Here is a 19,478-nt window from a genome sequence, read left to right as displayed (position 1 = left end):
GACGGCAGCCCACCCCGACGACGTGCTGCGGCCGCGCGGTCAAAGGCCGGTGACTGCCCCACAAGCAGCAGTGCCCGGCTCACCGGTGAAACACGGACTTAGCCGTGCCAGCTGAGGATGCGGGACGAGACCCGGTCCGGGGCCTCGATCTGCGGCAGGTGGCCGAGTCCGGGCAGCACGTCGACCGTCCACTGTGGAAGGCGGCGAGCCGCTTCCCGGGCCGAGCCGACGGAGACCATCCGGTCCTGCTCGCCGTGCACCAGCAGCACCGGCGCGGTGATGTCGTGCAGGGCGGCCCACGCGGCCCGGCGGCCGTTGTTGATCGTCAGCAGTGATCGGGCCGAGGCCAGGAAGGCGTCGTCGGCCCCGGGCATGGCGTCGCGGATCTCGATCAGGGCCACCAGCGCGTCGACGAGGTCCGGCGGCACTCGTGACGGGTCTACGCAGCAGCGGACGAACGTCTCCCGCACCTGCTGGCGGGGCGTGCGCCCGAGCCGGCTCAGCGCCAGCACGCCCCGGCCCATCGGCAGCAACGCCCGGCCGAACAGCATCGTCGCGGCCACGTCCAGACGGGAACGGGACACCAGCGGCAGCGCCGGGTCGATCAGGATCAGTTTCGACACCGTCTCCGGGCGCGCCGCCGCCTGCCGGGCCGAGATCAGGCCGCCCATCGAGTTGCCGACCAGCACCACTGGCCCGCCGGCCACCTGCTCGATGAAGGCGTTCACCAGCTCGGTGTTCGCCTCGATGGTCGACACCCGCTGGTCCGGCGTCGTCAGGCCGTACCCGATCAGATCGGGCGCCAGCACCCGGAACCGCGCGGTCAGCCGCGGCGCGAGCACACTCCAGTCCAGATGCGAGCCGCCGAGCCCGTGCACCAGCACCATCGGCGGTCCGTCCACCGGCCCGCCGAAGTCCACGTAGTGCACCGGGCCGCCGAGGTCGGCGTGCCGGCTCGTCCCGCCCCAACGGGCCAGCGAGGACGTCATGCACCCCAGGATACGGACGACCCCGAACGGCGGCTGGAAGATGAGCGCCGGTGCTCTAGCGTGCGGCCGATGCGAGCGAGGGAATGGCCCGAACCGCCCGATCCGGGGCTCGGACCAGCAGACCTGATCAAGGACTTGTTGCTGCGGATCGAGGTCGGGAACGAGTACGCGCGCCGGCGCAAAGAGCGTTTCCGGCGAAGCTCCGTGGCGGTGAAGAGTGTTGGGCTGGCGATGTCCGCGGCGTCGACGGTGATCCTCGGGTTGCAGAACCTGAACTTCTGGGCAAGCGTCGGTTTTGTGCTGGTCGCCCTGCTGACCGTCATGAACACGCTCGAGCCGTTCTTCGCGTGGCGCTCCCGGTGGGTGCTCATGGAGGAGGCCCAGTACCGGTTCTATCGGCTGCACGACGACCTGCGCTTCTACCTGGCTGCCAATCCGATCGATCAACTGGACCGGGAGCGGGTCGACGCGGCGTTCGAGGAGTATCAGCGGATCTGGGGCACGCTCGGCGAACGGTGGCTGGAGTCCCGACGCGTTCCCGGCCCGTGAGTTCCGGTATGTGAACGCGATATCGGCAGGTCGGCGGGTTTCGCTGGATCGATCACGCCGATAGCCTCAGCGGCGGTCCCCTGCGAGATCGGCGGTCGGCGATGGTGCGGAAACTGCTCTGCCTGACGGTGTCGTGCCTGGCGGTGGCGCTGTTCGCGCCGGTGGCCGTGGCCGCGCCGGACACGCCGCCGCCGGTGCGGGTGGTGCCGCAGCCGTCGTCGATCGTGACGTTGCCGGGTCAGGCTTTCACGCTCAGGCCGACGACGAGAATCGTGGCGTCGGGCGGGGCGGCGGACACGGGCCAGTACCTGGCGGGGCTGTTGCGGCCGTCGACGGGATACCGCTTACCGGTGACGAACACAGGGCTGCCGGGGGACATCAGGCTGGATCTGGGCGGACCGTCGAGCCTCGGCGATGAAGGGTATCGGCTGACGGTGACGGCGGTCGGCGTCGAGATCGCGGCGCACACGACGGCGGGGTTGTTCTACGCCGTGCAGACGTTTCGCCAGCTGCTGCCGGCGAAAGCGGAGGCGCGCACCGTCCAGAGTGGACCATGGACGGCACGAGGGGTGGCGGTGCGGGACACGCCCCGCTACGCCTGGCGCGGGGCGATGCTGGACGTGGCCCGGCACTTCTTCCCGGTGGCGCAGGTGGAGAACTACCTCGACCTGATCTCCCTGTACAAGATCAACACGCTGCACCTGCACCTGAGCGACAACGACGGCTGGCGCATCGACATCAACGGCTGGCCGCGGCTGGCCCGCTATGGCGGCAGCACCGACGCCACCCGCGGGCCGGGCGGCTTCTACACCCAGGACGACTACCGGGAGATCGTCCGCTACGCGGCCAGCCGGCACGTCACGATCATCCCGGAGATCGACACGCCGGGGCACGTCACGGCGGCCCAGGCGTCCTACGCGGAACTGAACTGCGACGGGGTGGCGCCGCCGCTGCTGAACCCGGGCTGGAGCTCGCTCTGCGTGCCGCTCGAGGTCACGTACAAGTGGCTGGACGACGTGATCGGGCAGCTGGCCGCGTTGACGCCGGGGGACTACATCGACATCGGCGGCGACGAGGCGGTCAACACGAGCCCGGCCGACTACAAGTACTTCATCGACCGGGTCCAGCAGATCGTGTTGTCCCACGGCAAGAAGCTGTTGGGCTGGCACCAGATCGAGGCTGGCGACCTGACCGGCACGGCCACCGCCCAGTACTGGGGCACCGCCGGGTCGGCCGACGACGAGGCGCTGGCGCGAGTGGCCCAGCAGCGCGGCAACAAGCTGGTGCTCTCGCCCGCCGACAAGACCTACCTGGACATGAAGTACGACGCGTCGACGCCGATCGGGCAGGACTGGGCCGGCTACACCAGTGTCAGCGACGGCTACGACTGGGACCCGGCCACCTTCGTGCCGGGCGTGGCCGACGACGTCACCGGCGTGGAAGCTCCACTGTGGACGGACGTGTTCCCGACCTGGCACGACGTCGAGTACATGACCTTCCCGAGGCTGCCCGGGATCGCGGAGATCGGCTGGTCGCCGGCCAGCACGCACTCGTGGGCCGACTACCGGGTCCGCCTGGGCGCGCAGGCCCAGCGGTGGGATGTGCTGGGGGTTTCCTACTACCGCTCACCCGAGGTGCCCTGGGCCGGCTGAGCGGCGGCCGATCCGGCGGCCGAGGTCGGCGTGCTCGCGGGCGACGGCCAGGCGCTGCTCGGCCAGGGCCAGGGCGGCCGAGTGCTGGCGGAGCCGGCGGTCGAAGCCGACCAGCGGCGTCCCCCGCCAGCAGTCGAGGCTCGCGGCGTACAGCTCGTACGCGCGGACGAGATCGCCCATGCTGCCGGCGGCCGCGGCACGGCCGGCGTACGCCTGGAACTCCAGCACGTCGAGTTGGCCGCATTCGACGTTGAGCCGGTAGCAACTTCGGTCGGTGGTGGTCAGCGACAGCATCGGGCCGAGCATCCGGCGGACCGCGTCGGCGTGGCCGCGCAGCAGCCGCCGGTGTGATGCCGGCGGCTCCTCGCCCCACAGCACGTCGGTGATCTCGTCCCGGCCGACATCCCGGTTCGGCTGGAGCGCGAGGATCGCCAGCAGCGCCGCCGCCTTCGGCCGCAGTAGGCCCAGCTCGCGGGTCCGGCCCAGCACGACCAGGGGACCGAGCACACCGATCTGCACCTGGTCGCCGGCCCGCGCCGGCACGCCGTCCAGCACCTGCTGGATCTGCTGCCGCGACGCCATCCGCGGCGTGCTGATCTTGCCGTTCTCCCAGTAGCGCAGCGAGCGCACGCTCACCCCGGCTCGCACCGCCAGCTCGCGCTGCGTCAAGCCGGCCGTCTCCCGCTGCGCCCGCAGTGACCGACCGAACTGCCCATCGTCCACGATTCGCTCCCCACCTGGTCCGACCAGGCAAGCAGTAGTCGCCGGCGGCAAGTTCGGTGTCGGTGTCGGGCGGCGAACAACAACACCCGAACATTCGCGGAACAACGCCGGACACGGCAGGGTTGGGCCAGACAGGTGACAGCCGGAAGGGGCGAACGTCGATGTCGGACACGTATCGGGCCGTGGAGTACTCGCAGCACGGCGACTCCTCGGTGCTGACGGTGGGGGAGCGGCCGGTGCCCGAGCCGGGCCCGGGGCAGGTGCGGCTCGCGGTGCGGGCCGCTGGGGTCAACCCGTTCGACTGGAAGGTGCGCAAGGGTCTGTTCGGTCCGTCGATGCCCGGCAAGTTCCCGGCCGTGCCCGGGTCCGACGTCGCCGGCGTGGTCGAGGCCGTCGGGCCGGAGGTCACCGCCTTCGCCGTCGGCGACGAAGTCCTGGGCGCCGCCTCCGGTTCGTACGCGGAGCGGGCTCTGGCGTCCGTGGGCAACCTGGTCCCGAAGCCCGCCACCCTGTCGTGGGCCGCCGCCGCCGCCCTGAACACCGGCGTGACCACGGCGTATCGCGCGTTGGCGCTGCTCAACCTGGCCGCCGGGGAGACGCTGCTCATCGACGGCGCGGCCGGCACCGTCGGCACCGTGGCGGCTCAGATCGCAATCGCCAGGGGGCTGACCGTCATCGGCACGGCCAGCGCCCGCAACCACGAGTACCTGCGCTCCCTGGGCGTCATCCCGGTGCTCTACGGCGCCGGCCTGATCGACGAGGTCGACGCCATCGGCCAGGTCGACGCCGCCCTCGACGCCTCCGGCCGGGGCGGGCTGCCGGCGCTGATCGAGCTCACCGGCGGCACCGAGCGGGTGATCACCATCGCCGACGGGAACGCGGGTTCCCTCGGCGTCCGGTTCACCTCGGGCAGCGCCGAGGAGCAGGTGCCCGGGGCCCTGGCCGAGGGTGTCGCGCTGGCCGCCGCCGGCAAGCTCAAACTGCCGGTCGCCACCTATCCGCTGGTCGAGGCGGCCGAGGCCCAGGACGAGAGCGAGGAGGGCCACGTCCGGGGCAAGCTGGTGCTGCTCGTCTGACCACGGCGGTTGGTGAGACACTCCGCTTATGATCAGTTCGCGTCAGCTGGAGTACTTCCAGGCGGTGGCCCGGGAACTGCACTTCACCCGGGCCGCCGAGGCGCTGCGGATCGCCCAGCCGGCCCTGTCCCAGCAGATCCGCAAGCTGGAGCGGCAGCTCGGCCTGGACCTGTTCGAACGCAACAACCACAAGGTCTCGCTGACGCCGGCCGGCGCGGCGCTGCTCAAGCACACCGAGCGGATCCTGTCCGACCTGGTCGCGGTGGAGCAGGAGATGCTGGGCTGGGCCGGCGGCGTGCGCGGCCGGATCCGGCTGGGCCTGGCCCGGGGCCTCACGGCCAGGCTGGCCCGGGTGTTCGCGGCGTTCTCCAGCACGTACCCGGCGGTCGAGGTCGAGCTCCAAGAGCAGAACACCAGCGAGATGCTGACCGGCCTGCAAGCCGGCCGCCTCGACGTGGTGACGCTGGCGGCCCCGCCGCCGCCCGGCGACCGGAGCCTGCTGTCCCATTCGCTCGGCGCGGAGCCGTTGGTGCTGGTCACTGGGGTGGACACGGCGCTGGCCCGGCAGACCCGGCTGCGGCTGGCCGAACTGGACGGCGTGGACCTGATCAAGTACCCGCCGGGCTCGGCGGTGGGGGAGATCATCGCCGGGGCGCTGGCGGCGGCCGGCGCGCAGCCGCGGGTGCGGTTCGAGACCCGTGACTACAGCACGGCCCGGACACTGGTGAACGTCGGCCTGGCGGCGGCGATCATGCCGAGGTCGGTGGCGCGGGCGGACGGGCCGCGGGTGCATGTGGTGGAGCTGTCCCCGGAGCCGGTGTGGACGCCGGCCCTGGCGTGGTCGGCCCACCGCCGGCCGACTCCGGCCCTGGCCACGCTGATCGACTTCATGGTCGGGCATCCCGCCCTCGCGGTCAGCGGTGATATCTCCGAGGTCTGACCATCAGCGTCATCAGGTCTTGGACATATGGCCGTGGGGTGGCCGAAAGTGACAGCCATGACCTCGTTGGCCGAAGCACGCGTCCGTGGCCTGGCCCAGCGGCTCTCGCTGGACCTCGGCTGGCCCCGCCGGCTTGGCCGGCCGCCGGCCCACACGCACCGGGTGCGGCTGACCGACCACGACACGATCGTGGCCCAGCGCGGCGACACCGGGCCGGCGGTGCTGCTGGTGCACGCGCTCGGCCTGGACTGGCGAATGTGGGAGCCGGTGATGGACGCGCTGGCCGACGGCCGCCGCGTGTTCGCCTACGACGTGCGGGGGCACGGCGCGGCAGCCGGCTCGCCCAGCCCGTACACGATGGCCGACACGGCTCGTGACCTGATCGGCGTGCTGGACGCGATCGGCGTGCAGCGGGCCCACGTGGTCGGGCTGTCGTTCGGCGGCGGTATCGCCCAGACCGCCGCCGTGGCCGCGCCGGAGCGGTTCGCGTCGCTGTCGCTGTTGGCCACCACCGACTTCCCGTTCGACGCCTTCGAGGGGCGGGCGTCGTCCGTGGAGACCGACGGCATGGCGGCGCAGGTCGCCCAGTCGCTGACACGGTGGTTCACCGCCGACGCGCTGGCTGTGAACGGGGACGGCGTCCGGTACGCCCGCGAACGCGTGCTCAGCGGCAACCCGGTGGACTGGGCCGCCGCCTGGCGGGCGTTCAAAGGCCTTGACGTGCAAGGGAAACTGGCCGGTCTGGGGCTGCCGACCCTGGTGTTGGCCGGCGCGGCCGACGTCTCCACCACGCCGGAGATCATGCGCGGCATCGCGTCCAGGATCCCGGGCGCGCGTTACCGGAAGCTGCCCGGCACCCCGCACATGCAGACGCTGGAGCGGCCGGAATTGGTCGCCGCGGCGCTGGCGGAGTTCCTGACGTGAGGGCCGCCTGGTACGCCCGGCCCGGCGCCGCCGACGAAGTCCTGGTGGTGGGCGAGTTTCCCGAGCCGGAGCCGGGCATCGGCGAGGTGCGGGTCCGGCTGCGGGCCACCGGCGTCAACCCGGCCGACGTGAAGCGGCGGGCCGGCGTCGGCGGACGGACGATGATCGCCGCGCGGGTGGTGCCCGGCGACGACGGGGCCGGCGTGATCGACCGGATCGGGCCGCGGGTCCCGGTTACTCGTCTCGGCAGCCGGGTGTGGGTGCACTCGGCCAACCACGGCCGGCCGCTGGGCACGTCCGCCGAATACGTGGTGGTGCCGGCCGACCGCGCGGTCGCCTTGCCGGAAGGCGTGTCGTACGAGGCCGGCGCGTGTCTGGGCGTGCCGGCTCTGACGGCCCATCGGGCAGTCTTCGCCGACGGCCCGGTGGCCGGAAAGACCTTGCTCGTCACCGGTGGAGCTGGGGCGGTCGGCCACTACGCGATCGAGTTGGCCAAGCACGGCGGGGCCACGGTGCTGGCCACCGCGAGCACGCCGGAGAAGCAGAAGTCCGCGCTGGCCGCCGGGGCCGACCACGTCGTCGACTATCGCTCGGACAACGCCGCCGCCGAGATCCTGGCGTTGTCCAACGGCGGCGTGCAGCGGGTCGTGGATGTCGCGTTCGGGGCGAATCTTCCGTTGACAGCAGCGGTGATCGCGACGAATGGGACGATCGCAGCGTACGGTTCCGACGCGGTCGCCGAGCCGGCGCTGCCGTTCTACGCCTTGATGCGTCGTGGCGTGACCATCCGCACGGTGCGGGTCTTCACCATGCCGTCGCCGGCGATGTGCGCCGCCACCGAGCACATCACCCGGCTGCTGGCCGACAACGTGCTCACGCATCCGGTCGCCGCCCGGTTCCCGCTGGCCGACATCGCCGCCGCGCACCGGCTGGTGGAAAGCGGGGACGCGGTGGGCAAGGTGCTGATCGTCGAGCGGTAGGTTAGACGGAAGCATGGTTCCGAATCGCGAGTGGAGTGACCGCATGCGCAAGGAAATGGTGAACGTGCCGACCGAGGACGGCGTGGCCGACGCCTACCTGGTGGTGCCCGACGGCGGCGGTCCCGGGGTGATCCTGTTCATGGACGCCTTCGGCCTGCGGCCGCGGCTGGAGGAGATGGCCGAGACCATCGCCGCCCGCGGCTACGCGGTGCTGGTGCCCAACCTGCTCTACCGCGGCGGCCCGCTGCCCAAGATCGACATGGCCGACCTGGCCGACGCGAGCAAGCGGGAGGCGCTGTTCGGCCGCATCATGCCGCTGATCGGCGCGCTGGACACCGCCGCGATCACCCGCGACGCCGCCAAGTACATCGACTTCCTGCATGCGCAGGACGGCGTCGAGGCCGGCCCGGTCGTGATCACCGGCTACTGCATGGGCGGCACCAACGCCCTGCGCGTGATCGAGGCGCTGCCGGACCGGGTCAAGGCCATCGCGTCCTTCCACGGCGGCCGCCTGGCCACCGACCAGCCCGACAGCCCGCACCTGGCCGTCGGCAACATCACCGGCGAGGTCTACTTCGGACACGCCGACAACGACCACTCCATGAGCGTCGACCAGATCAAGGTCCTGGAGGCCGCCCTGGACGAGGCCGGCGTCACCTACCGCTCCGAGCTGTACGAGGGCGCGACGCACGGCTTCACCATGTCCGACACCGCCGCCTACAACGCGGCTGGCGAGCAGCGCCACTGGGAGAACCTGTTCGCCCTGCTGGAGCGCACTCGCTGAGGCTAGCGGTGGATCTCGCTGTGCAGGTGTGCGGCGAGATCCACCACGGTCGGCCGGTCGAACAGCAGCGCGGCCGGTAGGTCCAGGCCGGTGAGCTCGGCCAGGCGGGCGCGGGTCTCGACCACCGTCAGCGAGTCGAAGCCGAGATCGGGAAACGGCCTGTCGGTCGGCAACTTGGCCGGATCCTCGTGCCCGAGCACTGCGGCGAGCTCCGCTTGCAGCAGGGTGGTCAGCTCGTCCAGCGAAGGGTTTCGCGGCCAGCGGCGCCTCGTGGCCGGCCGCACACCGGCGACGGCGGGGATTTCCCTTGCACCACCGTCGAATCGGACCGGGATGAGCACCGGCTGGTCGGATCCCAGGGCGGCGTCGAACAGGGCCAGGCCCTGCTCCGGGGTGAGGCCGACGATGCCGGCGGCGGCGATGCGGCGGCGGGCCTGCTCGGAGAGCTGGCCGCCGAGGCCGACATCCCAGAGCCCCCAGGCCAGCGAAACCGCCGGTAGACCGAGGGTTCGGCGGTGTGTGGCGAGGGCATCGAGGAATCGGTTGGCGGCGCCGTAGTTGGCCTGACCCGCCTTGCCGAAGACACCGGCGATCGAGGAGAACAGCACAAACGCCGACAGCGGCAGATGCCTGGTCGCCTCGTGCAGATTCCAGGCCCCGTCGGCCTTCGGCCTCAGCACCTCGTCCATTGTGGACGGAGTCTGGGCGGCGAGCACGGCGTCGTCGAGCACGGCGGCCGCGTGGATGACCGCAGTGAGCGGCGGATCGCATTCTCGCACCAGTCGTTCGACGAAGTCCCGGTCGGCGATGTCACCGGCGACAACCCGGGCCTCCACATCGACGGCACCTGGATTGCGGCCGACCAGCACCAGGTGTCTGACGCCGTGCTCGGCCACCAGGTGTCGGGCGATCAGCGACCCGATCCCGCCGGCCCCGCCGGTGATCAGCACCGTGCCGGCCGGGTCGATCGGCCGGTTGGTCGACGGAACCGCCCGGGTCACACGCAGGGCACGCGGCACACCGTCGCGGATGGCCAACTGCGGTTCGCGGCTGCCGCCCACCATCGGCAGCACCCGGTCGAGCGGGAACTCGGCGTCGAGGTCCACCAGCGTGATCCGCTCCGGGTACTCGGCCCCGGCCGACAGGCCCAGCCCCCACACCGCCGCCGCGGCGAGATCCGGATCCGGCCCGGTGGCGTTCCTCGTGACCAGCACCAGCCGCTGGCCGGTTTCCTGCCACTTGTGCAGTTCTGCCAAGGCCTGGCTGGTCAACGAGCGTAGATCGCCGCCGGCGATCTCGACCAGCTTCGTGTCGTCGATGACCGGCGCGCGGGGGACTTCGATCCAATGTGGACGGTAGAGCATCGTCTGCTGGCTTGGCAGCGGTCGGGTGCGCATCGAGGCTACGACCGCGATCGGCTCGCCGGCGGTGTCGAAGAGCTCGACCCGGACCGGGACATCGCCCTGCGTGTCCGAACTGGCCGGCCTGCAGCGGACCCTCGCCCGGCCGGCGGTGGCATAACGGTCGATTCCCGCCCAGAGGAACGGCACCCGGTCAGCGCCGGGTCCCTCGGCGAGGGCCGTCGCGTGCACGGCGGCGTCGAGCAGCACCGGGAACGCGTCGGCCTCGACCTCGGCGAAGATATCGGCGCCTCGCCGCCAGAGCGCCGTCACGGCGCGGAAGGCCGGCCCGTAGCCGAGGAAGTCGTAGGCGATGTCCAGCTCGGTGGCGTCGGCGGGCGGCCATTCTCCTTGATATGGCGCGGGTTTCGGGGACGGGGAGGCGATGCGGCCGGTGGCGTGGCGGATCCACTCGTCGCCGGCCAGGGCGTAGATGTCGATCCGGCGGTCGTCGAGCACGACCTGGAGTTGGATCTCGTCCCGCACGCGCAGCGGCCGCTCGATGGTCAACTCCTCGACCGCCTGACCGGCCTGCAGGGCGACCTCAAGGAACATCGTGGCTGGCACCAGGGTTTCGCCGCCGACGATGTGGTCGTCCAGCCACGGATGGGTGCGCCGGCCGATCGCCCCGCCATGCATGATCCGCGGCGAGTCCGGGGCCCGCAACGCCGGCCCGAGCAGGCTCGTGGTGGTTCTCGCCGGCTGCGGGTCCAGCCAGTAGCGGGTGCGCTGGAACGGATACGTGGGTCCGTTGACGAGTCGGGCACCGCTGCCACGGAACAGCGCTGGCCAGTCGACGCCGATGCCGGCGGTGTGCAGCGTGCCGACCGCGTCGAGCAGTCCACGGCCGGCATGCGTGGTGGAGACTGCCCGCGTTGCGGTGCGGCTCAGCACGGCATCAGGGCCGACCTCCAGGAAGATCGAGGTGTCTGGGGCCAGCATGGCCAGCCCGTCGGCGAAGCGGACGGTTTCGCGGGCGTGCCGCACCCAGTGGTCGGCGTCGATCTTCGTCACGACGTGCCCGGTGAGTCCGGAAACCAGCGGAACCTCCGGCCGGCTATAGGTCAGTTTCTCGGCGATGGTCCGGAATTCGTCCAGCATCGGTTCGATGAGCGGCGAGTGGAAGGCGTGGCTCACCTTGAGCCGGGTGCTGCGCCGGAACCGGCCGGCGATCGCCGTCACCGCGGCCTCCTCGCCCGACAGCACCAGCGAGCGCGGGCCGTTGACCGCCGCGATGGACACCGGCCCGGTCAGCAGCGGCGTCACCTCGGCCTCGGTCGCGTCCACGGCGATCATGGCCCCGCCGGCTGGCAACGCCGCCATCAGACGGCCCCGCGCGGCCACCAGCGCCGCCGCGTCCGCCAATGACATGACGCCGGCAATGTGCGCCGCGGCGATCTCGCCGATCGAGTGCCCGACCAGGAAATCCGGTCGCACGCCCCACGATTCCAGCAGCCGGCACAGCGCTACCTCGAACGCGAACAAGGCACCCTGGGCGTTATCGGTGTGATCCAGCTGTTCGCCGGTGAACGCTGCCTCCCGCACCGAACCGCCGACCGCCGCGCACGCCTCGTCAAAAGCCTTGGCGAACACCGGGAACAGCCGCGACAGCTCGACGCCCATGCCCGGCCGCTGAGCACCTTGGCCGCTGAACATGAAGGCCACCTTCGCCCCGGCACTGACGGTGTGGCCGGTGGTCTCGCCGTCGGCAATGGCCCGCAGCGCGGCGAGGTCGGAGGCCATCGCCCGGTGGTCGAGCGCGGTGCGGGTGGCGAGGGTGAAGGAGAGATCAAGCGTGTGCTCAATGGCCAGCAGGCCGGCGGCGACGGCCCGCAGCGCGGCTGGATCCGCCGCGCTGAGCAGCAATGGAGCCGCCGGGAATTCATTGCGGGCGGGAACATCGGCTACCGGCGGTTCTTCGATGATGACGTGTGCGTTGGTGCCGCCGATGCCGAACGACGACACGCCGGCGCGCCGGATCCGGTCCCCGGCGGGCCACGGCTGGGCCTCGGCCAGCAGCGACACCAAGCCGGCCGACCAGTCGACGCGTGGTGTGGGATCGTCGGCGTGCAAAGAGGGCGGCAATTGCCCGTGCCGCAAGGCTTCGACCATCTTGATCACGCCGGCGACGCCGGCGGCGGCCTGGGTGTGGCCCAGGTTGGACTTCACCGAGCCGAGCCACAGCGGACGGTCCCGCCGCTGGCCGTAGGTGGCGATCAGCGCCTCGGCCTCGATCGGGTCGCCCAGGGGAGTGGCGGTGCCGTGCCCGTCGACCGCATCGACATCCACAGTGGACAGACCGGCGTCGGCCAACGCCGAGTGGATCACTGCCCGCTGGGCCCGGCCGCTCGGCGCGGTCAGGCCGTTCGACGCCCCGTCCGAGTTCACGGCGGATCCGCGCAACAGGGCCAACACCGGATGGCCGTTCCGCCTGGCGTCCGCCAGACGCTCCAGCAGCAGGATGCCGACGCCCTCGGACCACGCGGTGCCGTCGGCGTCCGCGGCATACGACCGGCACCGGCCGTCCGGGGACAGGCCGCGTTGCCGGCTGAAAGCCAGAAACGCGCGGGGAGTGGACATCACGGTCGCCCCACCGGCCACCGCGAGCGAGCACTCGCCGGCGCGCAAGGCCCTGGCCGCCCAATGCAGAGCCACCAACGACGACGAGCAGGCGGTGTCGACGGTGACCGCCGGCCCGTTCAGGCCATAGGTGTAGGAGATCCGGCCCGACGCGACCGCGTGCGAGGAGCCGATGCCCAGCCGCGCCTCCAACTCGTGCGAATCGAACCGGCTGGCGTAGTCCTCGTTCATCACGCCCACGAACACGCCGGTGTCGCTGCCGCGCAGGGGTGCGGTGTCGATGCCGGCCCGCTCGAACAGCTCCCACGACGTCTCCAACAGCAGCCGCTGCTGGGGATCGGTGGCCAGCGCCTCCCGTGGCGAGATTCGGAACAGCCCCGCGTCGAAGTCGGCGGCGTCGTAGAGGAAACCGCCGCGCCGCGTGACGGAACCGCCGATGTGGTCCGGATCCGGGTCGTAGAGGTCCAGGTCCCAGCTGCGGTCGGTGGGGAAGTCGCCGGTCGCGTCGACGCCGTCGGCCACCAGGCGCCAGAGGTCCTCGGGCGACCGGACACCGCCCGGATAGCGGCAGGCCATGGCCACGATGGCGATCGGCTCGTCGGCGGCGGGCCGCCGGCTCTCCGGCTCGGACGTCCGCTGACCGTCGCGGATCCGGGCCACCTCGGCGATCAGCTCGCCCGGCGTGGGAAAGTCGTAGACGAGCGAATGCGGCAGCTCCACGCCGGTCAGCGCGACGATCCGGTGTCGCAATTGGACACTGGCCATCGAGGTGAGCCCGAGCTCGGCGAACGGCCGGTCGCGCCACCGGTCGCCGCCGTCGTCGCCACACAGCGCGATGATCTCGGCCCGCACCGCGGCCTCGATGTCGGCGCCGGGTTTGAACATCCGGCGCAGCGGCTTTCCTGACGCCGTGCGGGGAATCGCCTCGGCCGTCTCGAAGGCGACCGGCACCTTGTGCGGGGACAGTCGCCGCAGGCAGAGCCGGCGCAGCTCGTCGGCATCGAAGCCGCCCTCGGCCGGCACGATGTGCGCCACCGGCACCTGACCGAGCACGTCGTCGGGCCGGCCGACCACCAGGGCATCGCGCACCGACGGCGATTCCGCGAGAATGGTCTCGATCTCCAGCGGGTGCACGTTCTGCCCGCCGCAGATGATCACGTCGTCGACCCGGCCCCGCACGGTGAGCCGACCGTCGGTGAACTCGCCGGCGTCACCGGTGCGATACCAACCGTCCACAATGGATTTAGTCGGCTGGTTGTGGTAGCAGAGCATCAGACCCGGACTGCGCACCTGGATCTCGCCGTCCACGATCCGAAGGTCCACGCCGGGCAGGGGAGTCAGCGCGTCCTCGCCCGACTGCTGCACGGCGATCTTGCCGCCGGCTTCCGTGCTGCCGTAACCGTCGAGGAACGGCACATCGCCGAACAGATCCCGCACTGCGGCCCGGGTGGCCGGCGGGCACGGCGCCCCCGAGGACAAGCACAGTCGAGGCGTGCCCCCGCGTCTCAACTGGAGGTATGTCGTCGGCACACCGGCCAACACGCACCCGGGATGCTCGGCGAGCAACTGCTCCAGGTTGCCGTCGGCGATCCTGGTGTGCGCGCCGACGGTGAGCGAACCGATGATTGCCAGCGACAGCGCATAGGCGTGGTGCATCGGCAGGGGCCACAGCATGGTGTCCTGTTCGGACAGTCCGAACGTGGTGGCGTAGCACGCCGCTGTCGACCACAACATCGCCCGCTGCGTGGTCAGCACGCCCTTGGGCCGGCCGGTCGTGCCGGATGTGTAGAGCAGCCAAGCCGGTTCGTCCACGCCGAGGTCGTCGCGCGGCGGGCCGAACGACGGCCCGTCCTCGACGACTACCGTGCGCAATCCCGTGCGCCGGGCCAGGTCGGCGTTGCTGGCCTCGGTCACGATGAGTGTCGCACCGGAATCCTGGGCGATGTACGAGAGTTCCGCTTCCGTTGCCCGCACGCTCACCGGCACGGCGATCGCCGCCGACCGCAGCGCCGCCAGCAGGTACTCTGCGAACTCCACCCGGTTTCCCAGGTGGAGCAGGACCCGTTCGCCTCGTTCGACGTCGAGGCGACCGGTGTCGCGCAACAAATCCCCGTAGGTGACGGTACGGCGGCCGTCGCTGAACGCCGGCCGGTCGGCATTGTGACCGCGCAACGACGGCAGCAGCGGTCTGAGCAGGTCCGCGCGGAGGCTCCCCATCAACCAGGTCTACCTGATCGCGCCGCCGATGTACGGCGTTTCCAGGGATTTCCCTCGTGCCGCCGTGGTCGTCGACATCGGTTCGGCCGCCGTGCCTACCTTGACGTGGTCCGACCAGCCAGCCCTGTCCAAGGGAGAGGCGCCCATGACCGCCGTTGCCAACACCCCGTCCGATCTCCAGCTGTTCGCCGGCGACCGCATAGTCGTCGGCGAGGCGGTGGACGCGCTGATCATGCGCGCCGGCTTCGGGGCCGAGGTGAACGGCATCCTGACCCGCTGCATGCTGCACGCGCCGATCATCCTGTCGGCCGGCCGGCGGTGGGAATGGATCTTCCTTACCCAGGCCCGGACCGCGCTGCGCCAGGCCACCTGGGCCGACTTGGTGCGGATCCAGGTGGGCTGGCTGCACGCCGGCGCCGAACTGCTGCTGCCCACCGACGACGCCGACGGCACGGCCGAGCGCCGCTGGCAGCAGCGGCCGCTGTTCGGGCAGCCGCTGCCGCCGTGGACCGCCGTGGTGTCCGCCGCCCGGTCCGCGTCCTCGGTGTGCGGCCTATGGTGATCCTTCCTGGTACAGCTCCGTGAGCAGGGCGATCGCCGCGTGCGTGGCCGGATGCGGATCATGGCTGCGCCACACCAGGTTCACCGGCACCGGCGGGGCGTCGCGCACCCGCCGGTAGACGATCCCGTCGCGCCGGTACTGGGTGACCGTGGACTGCGGCGTGATGCCGACGCTGCGCCCGGTCGCGATCGCGGCCAGCCAGTCGTCGACGTCGTTGATGGGCTCGAACCGGGGCTGCCGGTCCGGCGGCCACAGGTCGACGGTGGTCGTGCCGGTGCGGTGGTCGACCATCACCACGCGCTCGCCGACCTCGGCCAGGGTGATCGACCGCCGCTTGGCCCACGGGTCGTCGGCGGCCAGCACGCAGTAGCGGGGTTCGCTGCCCACCGTGGCGTGCGAGTAGCGGTGGTGGTCGATCGGCGTGCGGACGATGGCCAGGTCGCACAGGCCCTCGGCCAGGCCGCCGGTCGCCGTGTTCGTGCGGACCAGCAACAGATCCACACCCGGATAGCGGGCCGCCCACCGGCGCTGGAACTCGGCGGTGTGCCGGCCGACCGCCGACCAGGCGTGTCCGATGCGCAGCCGGGTGTGGCCGGTAGTGGCCTCGCGGACCAGGTTGTCGGCCTCGGCCAGCAGCTGCCGGGCGCGGGCCAGCACCTGCACGCCCGCGGTCGTCGGCGTGACGGAACGGCTGGTGCGGTGCAGCAGCCGGACGCCGAGCACCTGCTCCAGGGCGGACAGCGTGCGGGACACCGCCGCCTGGGACACCCCCAGCTCGATGGCCGCGTCGGTGAACGTGCCGGCGTCCACGATCGCGACCAGGCAGCGGAGCTGACGCAGTTCGAGATCCATGACTCCAGCGTATAGATAGCGCGTCGGATGCATTTTGCGTATGCGACGGCGCGACGCAGGCTGCCGGTATGACTGAGCGCGAACGCGTCGGTGGGATGGCGATGATGTTGGGCGGCGCCCTGTCCAACCAGGTCGGTGCGGCGACGGCGGCGCTGGCGTTTCCGGTGATCGGGCCGGCCGGCGTGGTCGCCGTGCGGCAGTGGGTGGCCGGCGCGCTGCTGCTGGCCGCCGGCCGGCCTCGGTTACGGGAGTTCACCGGCCGCGAGTGGCGGCCCGTGCTGGCCTTGGCACTGGTGTTCGCGACGATGAACCTGTCGCTGTACACCGCGATCGACCGGATCGGCCTCGGGCTGGCCGTGACCCTGGAATTCCTCGGGCCCGTGGCCGTCGCGCTGGCCGGATCGCGGCGGTTGGTCGACGTGGGATGCGCCCTGGTCGCGGCCCCCGCCGCCGTGGTGCTCGCCCGCCCGCAGCCCAGCGCCGACTACCTCGGCATCGGGCTTGCGCTGCTCGCCGCCACGTGCTGGGCCTGCTACATCCTGCTGAACCGGACCGTCGGCCAGCGGCTGCCCGGCGCGCAGGGCTCCGCCGCCGCGGCTCTCGTGTCGGGGCTGGTGTATGTGCCGATCGGGCTGGTCGTGCTGTTTCTGCACCCGCCGACCATCAACTCGCTTGGCGAGGCCCTGGCCGCCGGCGTGCTGTCCTCCGCCATCCCGTTCCTTATCGACCTCGTCGCCCTGCGACGCGTGCCGACCCAGTTCTTCGGGCTGTTCATGAGCGTCAACCCCGTGCTGGCCGCCCTCGTCGGGCTCGTCGTGCTCGGACAGCGGCTGGCCTGGATCGACTGGTTGGCCATCGCTGCCATCGCCGCCGCCATGGTGGTCGCTAGTCTGGGGCCATGGGCGTTCGGCACACGGTCACAGGCTCGCCGGTCGGCGACCTGACCCTCGTCGCCGACGGGTCGGCGCTGATCGGGCTGTACTTCGAGGGGCACAGCCGCAATCCCCGGCTGCCCTCGCTCGGCCCCCGCGACGACTCCGGCTTCGAGGACGTCATCGCCCAGCTGGACGAGTACTTCGCCGGCTCCCTGACGTCGTTTTCGGTGGAGCTGGCCCCTCGCGGCTCGTCGTTCGAACTCGCCGTGTGGCAGCAGTTGTTGGCGATTCCCTACGGCGAGACGCGGACCTACGGGCAGTTGGCCGTGGCGCTGGGGGATCCCGGCGGCGCTCAGGCCGTCGGCAACGCCAACGGCTGGAACCCCATCAGCATCATCGTGCCGTGCCATCGGGTCGTCGGCGCCGACGGCCGCCTCACCGGCTACGCCGGCGGCCTGTCCCGCAAGCGTTTCCTGCTGGCACTGGAAGAACCGCCGGCCGAGGACCTCGGCCGCCTCTTCTAGACCCGCTGCTTGGGCTGGTCCGGGCAGGTCGCCGCGAACTGGGCCGCCAGCAGCACCGCGTGGTCGGCGTACTGCTCATAGAACTGGCTGACGAGGCCGGCGTCGATGCGGTTCATGTCGTCCCCGCAGAGCGTGGTCAGCACCGGGAACAGGGAGCGGTGCAGCTCGTCCATCTCCTTCTCCGCCGCCGTCACCGTCGCCACGTAGCCGCGATCGCCGTAGTACAGCACGCAACCGGCCGACAACGTCATCTCTCTGGCGATGTCCCCCATGTTGGCGAACCTTTGCCGCAGCGCCACCGGCAGCACCGGCTGTTCCCCGTGCATGCGGACGATCTTGGCGATGTGCCGGGCCAGGTCGTGCATCCGCTCCAGCTCCGTCACCGCCCGGGCCGCCGCGATCGCCTCCCGCAGCTCCCGATGGGCCAGCCGGCGCCGCCCCACCAGCACCGCGATCGTCTCCTCCTGCCAGTCCACCAGCCGGCTCGCCGGCGTCGGCGCCTCCAGAACCTTCCACGCCGCAACGGGATCAGCCGTCAACAGCGCCGAGGTGGCCTGATCGATCGTGTCGGCCACGATCTCGCACGTGTCCGTCAGCTCGACATCCGGTACCTGCCGCATCCCCCCACCGTAGAACCGCCCCCACCGCTTTCCGCCGTCCTTACGCGGTCCGCCGCTCCCGACCCGCAAATCCTGACGCTTTGCCAACACCTCGGGTCAGCGTTGCCAGAAACCGGCGTGCGGGGAGACCTTGACGGTGGGTGGGGTGTGCCAGTCGGCGGCGCGGATCTCGCGGAGGGCGGCACGGCGGCGTTGGGCGTCCATGCGGTCGATGAACAGGACGCCGTCGAGGTGGTCGGTCTCGTGCTGGAGGCAGCGGGCCAGGTGCCCGGCGCCGACTATTTGCAAAGGGTCGCCGCGCATGGTCCAGCCCTTGGCGACGACGTTGAGGCGGCGCACGGTGTCGAAGTAGAGGCCGGGCATGGACAGGCAGCCCTCGGGGCCGTCCTGCTCCTGTTCGTCGGGGAAACGCAGGGTGGGATTGACCAGGTGGCCGCGGGTGCCGTCCAGTTGGAAGACGAACACGCGGCGCAGGATTCCCAGCTGTGGCGCGGCAAGCCCGGAGCCCTGCTGGTCGTCGAGGGTGTCGTGGAGGTCCCGGACGAGCTTGTGCAGCTCCCGGTCGAAGTCGGTCACGGGGGTGGCGGGCTGGGTGAGCGCGGGGTCGCCGAACAGGCGCACGGGCAGCACGGTCATGGTGGCGAGGGTAGGACGGTTGCCGATGAGTTTGCAAACAAGTAAGTTTGCAAACTATGGATGAGCATCCGGTGCGGGAGGCGCTGCTGGAGCTGCTGCGCACGCGTGACGAGCTGACCTCGACGGAGGCGGCCCGGGAATTGGGCGGCAACACCGGGGTGTACTCGTTCCACCTGCGCAAGCTGGCCGAGCAGGGCCTGGTGGAGGACGTGCCGGGAACCAGCGGCCGGGCCCGGCCATGGCGGCTGGCCAAAGGTGGGCCGACGGCCGAGCTGGGGGAGCTGAACCGGCGGCTGGAGGACGAGAGTTACCAGCGCTGGCGCGACAACCGGGCCCAGGCACCGGTTGCGTGGCGCAAGGACGAGGCGTTCAGCGAGATCGTCTATCTGACCCCGGAGGAGATGGCGGCCATGGGCGACGCGATCCGCTCGGTGATCGCCCTGTTCCGGCACCGCGAGACCGTCCCGGCGGCGAGGCCGGCGGACGCCGCGCCGGTGGCCGTGGTGGCACGCCTGTTCCCGATGCTCGACCCGGACTGACGACCGGCCCGTGAGCTCGGCCACCGCCGATTGACGGCATCTGTTGCACTAAGCAA

The 19,478-nt window shown here is 71.4% G+C and carries 17 protein-coding genes; 11 read left to right on the top strand and 6 right to left on the bottom strand.

Annotation, left to right across the window (positions count from 1 at the left end; all coding sequences use genetic code 11):
- Positions 1–98: 98 nt before the first annotated feature.
- Positions 99–989, bottom strand: coding sequence for an alpha/beta fold hydrolase (locus JJ691_RS18880; RefSeq protein ID WP_211770064.1), 891 nt, complete (start codon positions 987–989; stop codon positions 99–101).
- A gap of 69 nt (positions 990–1,058) precedes the next feature.
- Here JJ691_RS18880 and JJ691_RS18875 point away from each other — a divergent pair, with 69 nt between their 5' ends.
- A complete protein-coding gene (locus JJ691_RS18875; RefSeq protein ID WP_211770063.1) occupies positions 1,059–1,538 on the top strand; it encodes an SLATT domain-containing protein in 480 nt (159 codons plus the stop codon).
- A 101-nt stretch (positions 1,539–1,639) separates the two neighbouring features.
- Positions 1,640–3,190 carry a beta-N-acetylhexosaminidase gene (locus JJ691_RS18870; RefSeq protein WP_211770062.1) on the top strand — a complete coding sequence of 517 codons (1,551 nt, stop codon included), beginning with the start codon at positions 1,640–1,642 and terminating at the stop codon, positions 3,188–3,190.
- Here JJ691_RS18870 and JJ691_RS18865 read toward each other — a convergent pair.
- Positions 3,164–3,913, bottom strand: a complete 750-nt coding sequence (locus JJ691_RS18865; RefSeq protein ID WP_211770061.1) for a helix-turn-helix domain-containing protein — start codon at positions 3,911–3,913, stop codon at positions 3,164–3,166. The two genes, JJ691_RS18870 and JJ691_RS18865, sit on opposite strands and share 27 nt — an antisense overlap.
- 161 nt (positions 3,914–4,074) lie before the next feature.
- Here JJ691_RS18865 and JJ691_RS18860 point away from each other — a divergent pair, with 161 nt between their 5' ends.
- Genes JJ691_RS18860 through JJ691_RS18840 form a run of 5 tightly spaced genes read left to right on the top strand, consistent with a single transcriptional unit; the run spans position 4,075 to position 8,617 of the window.
- Positions 4,075–4,989, top strand: coding sequence for an NADP-dependent oxidoreductase (locus JJ691_RS18860; protein WP_211770060.1), 915 nt, complete (start codon positions 4,075–4,077; stop codon positions 4,987–4,989).
- A 28-nt stretch (positions 4,990–5,017) separates the two neighbouring features.
- The gene (locus tag JJ691_RS18855; protein WP_211770059.1) at positions 5,018–5,929 is read left to right on the top strand and encodes a LysR family transcriptional regulator; all 912 of its coding nucleotides are present in this window, start codon (positions 5,018–5,020) and stop codon (positions 5,927–5,929) included.
- Positions 5,930–5,986: 57 nt separating this feature from the next.
- On the top strand, positions 5,987–6,853 hold the full coding sequence (locus tag JJ691_RS18850) for an alpha/beta fold hydrolase (RefSeq protein ID WP_211770058.1): 867 nt from the start codon (positions 5,987–5,989) through the stop codon (positions 6,851–6,853).
- Entirely contained in the window at positions 6,850–7,833 is a 984-nt protein-coding gene (locus JJ691_RS18845) for an NADPH:quinone reductase (RefSeq protein ID WP_211770057.1), read from the top strand. The genes JJ691_RS18850 and JJ691_RS18845 overlap by 4 nt, the downstream gene beginning before the upstream one ends.
- A gap of 43 nt (positions 7,834–7,876) precedes the next feature.
- Positions 7,877–8,617 (top strand): dienelactone hydrolase family protein, encoded by a 741-nt coding sequence (locus tag JJ691_RS18840; protein WP_211770056.1) that lies wholly within the window; start codon positions 7,877–7,879, stop codon positions 8,615–8,617.
- Positions 8,618–8,619: 2 nt separating this feature from the next.
- Here JJ691_RS18840 and JJ691_RS18835 read toward each other — a convergent pair whose 3' ends face one another.
- Entirely contained in the window at positions 8,620–14,814 is a 6,195-nt protein-coding gene (locus JJ691_RS18835; RefSeq protein ID WP_211770055.1) for an SDR family NAD(P)-dependent oxidoreductase, read from the bottom strand.
- Positions 14,815–14,959: 145 nt separating this feature from the next.
- Here JJ691_RS18835 and JJ691_RS18830 point away from each other — a divergent pair, with 145 nt between their 5' ends.
- On the top strand, positions 14,960–15,376 hold the full coding sequence (locus tag JJ691_RS18830) for a hypothetical protein (RefSeq protein ID WP_211770054.1): 417 nt from the start codon (positions 14,960–14,962) through the stop codon (positions 15,374–15,376).
- On the opposite strand, the gene JJ691_RS18825 is transcribed toward JJ691_RS18830, so the two are convergent.
- A complete protein-coding gene (locus JJ691_RS18825) occupies positions 15,368–16,228 on the bottom strand; it encodes a LysR family transcriptional regulator (RefSeq protein ID WP_211770053.1) in 861 nt (286 codons plus the stop codon). The genes JJ691_RS18830 and JJ691_RS18825 overlap by 9 nt on opposite strands.
- A 68-nt stretch (positions 16,229–16,296) precedes the next feature.
- On the opposite strand from JJ691_RS18825, the gene JJ691_RS18820 reads away from it, so the two are divergent.
- On the top strand, positions 16,297–17,172 hold the full coding sequence (locus tag JJ691_RS18820) for an EamA family transporter (protein ID WP_249228024.1): 876 nt from the start codon (positions 16,297–16,299) through the stop codon (positions 17,170–17,172).
- Positions 17,127–17,627, top strand: a complete 501-nt coding sequence (locus JJ691_RS18815) for a methylated-DNA--[protein]-cysteine S-methyltransferase (protein WP_211770052.1) — start codon at positions 17,127–17,129, stop codon at positions 17,625–17,627. The genes JJ691_RS18820 and JJ691_RS18815 overlap by 46 nt, the downstream gene beginning before the upstream one ends.
- Here the strand turns inward: JJ691_RS18815 and JJ691_RS18810 are convergent.
- The gene (locus tag JJ691_RS18810; protein WP_211770051.1) at positions 17,624–18,247 is read right to left on the bottom strand and encodes a phosphate signaling complex PhoU family protein; all 624 of its coding nucleotides are present in this window, start codon (positions 18,245–18,247) and stop codon (positions 17,624–17,626) included. The two genes, JJ691_RS18815 and JJ691_RS18810, sit on opposite strands and share 4 nt — an antisense overlap.
- A gap of 96 nt (positions 18,248–18,343) precedes the next feature.
- Positions 18,344–18,883, bottom strand: coding sequence for a peptide deformylase (gene def / locus JJ691_RS18805; RefSeq protein WP_211770050.1), 540 nt, complete (start codon positions 18,881–18,883; stop codon positions 18,344–18,346).
- A 56-nt stretch (positions 18,884–18,939) separates the two neighbouring features.
- Between def and JJ691_RS18800 the strand changes: the two genes are divergently transcribed.
- On the top strand, positions 18,940–19,422 hold the full coding sequence (locus JJ691_RS18800; RefSeq protein ID WP_211770049.1) for a helix-turn-helix domain-containing protein: 483 nt from the start codon (positions 18,940–18,942) through the stop codon (positions 19,420–19,422).
- Positions 19,423–19,478: the final 56 nt, after the last annotated feature.

Source organism: Kutzneria sp. CA-103260 (assembly GCF_018263855.1).
Taxonomy (GTDB): Bacteria; Actinomycetota; Actinomycetes; order Mycobacteriales; family Pseudonocardiaceae; genus Kutzneria.
The sequence above is the reverse complement of the archived record's forward strand: the minus strand, read 5'-3'. Positions and strand labels throughout refer to the sequence as shown.

Excerpts from the sequence above, each read along its gene's own strand:
- JJ691_RS18840 (WP_211770056.1), top strand. The coding sequence starts at position 7,877 with ATGCGCAAGGAAATGGTGAACGTGCCGACCGAGGACGGCGTGGCCGAC.
- JJ691_RS18850 (WP_211770058.1), top strand. The coding sequence starts at position 5,987 with ATGACCTCGTTGGCCGAAGCACGCGTCCGTGGCCTGGCCCAGCGGCTC.
- JJ691_RS18830 (WP_211770054.1), top strand. The coding sequence starts at position 14,960 with ATGACCGCCGTTGCCAACACCCCGTCCGATCTCCAGCTGTTCGCCGGC.
- JJ691_RS18825 (WP_211770053.1), bottom strand. The coding sequence starts at position 16,228 with ATGGATCTCGAACTGCGTCAGCTCCGCTGCCTGGTCGCGATCGTGGAC.
- JJ691_RS18880 (WP_211770064.1), bottom strand. The coding sequence starts at position 989 with ATGACGTCCTCGCTGGCCCGTTGGGGCGGGACGAGCCGGCACGCCGAC.
- JJ691_RS18815 (WP_211770052.1), top strand. The coding sequence starts at position 17,127 with ATGGGCGTTCGGCACACGGTCACAGGCTCGCCGGTCGGCGACCTGACC.
- JJ691_RS18855 (WP_211770059.1), top strand. The coding sequence starts at position 5,018 with ATGATCAGTTCGCGTCAGCTGGAGTACTTCCAGGCGGTGGCCCGGGAA.
- JJ691_RS18870 (WP_211770062.1), top strand. The coding sequence starts at position 1,640 with ATGGTGCGGAAACTGCTCTGCCTGACGGTGTCGTGCCTGGCGGTGGCG.
- JJ691_RS18800 (WP_211770049.1), top strand. The coding sequence starts at position 18,940 with ATGGATGAGCATCCGGTGCGGGAGGCGCTGCTGGAGCTGCTGCGCACG.
- JJ691_RS18820 (WP_249228024.1), top strand. The coding sequence starts at position 16,297 with ATGACTGAGCGCGAACGCGTCGGTGGGATGGCGATGATGTTGGGCGGC.
- JJ691_RS18875 (WP_211770063.1), top strand. The coding sequence starts at position 1,059 with ATGCGAGCGAGGGAATGGCCCGAACCGCCCGATCCGGGGCTCGGACCA.
- JJ691_RS18810 (WP_211770051.1), bottom strand. The coding sequence starts at position 18,247 with ATGCGGCAGGTACCGGATGTCGAGCTGACGGACACGTGCGAGATCGTG.
- JJ691_RS18860 (WP_211770060.1), top strand. The coding sequence starts at position 4,075 with ATGTCGGACACGTATCGGGCCGTGGAGTACTCGCAGCACGGCGACTCC.
- JJ691_RS18835 (WP_211770055.1), bottom strand. The coding sequence starts at position 14,814 with ATGGGGAGCCTCCGCGCGGACCTGCTCAGACCGCTGCTGCCGTCGTTG.
- def (WP_211770050.1), bottom strand. The coding sequence starts at position 18,883 with ATGACCGTGCTGCCCGTGCGCCTGTTCGGCGACCCCGCGCTCACCCAG.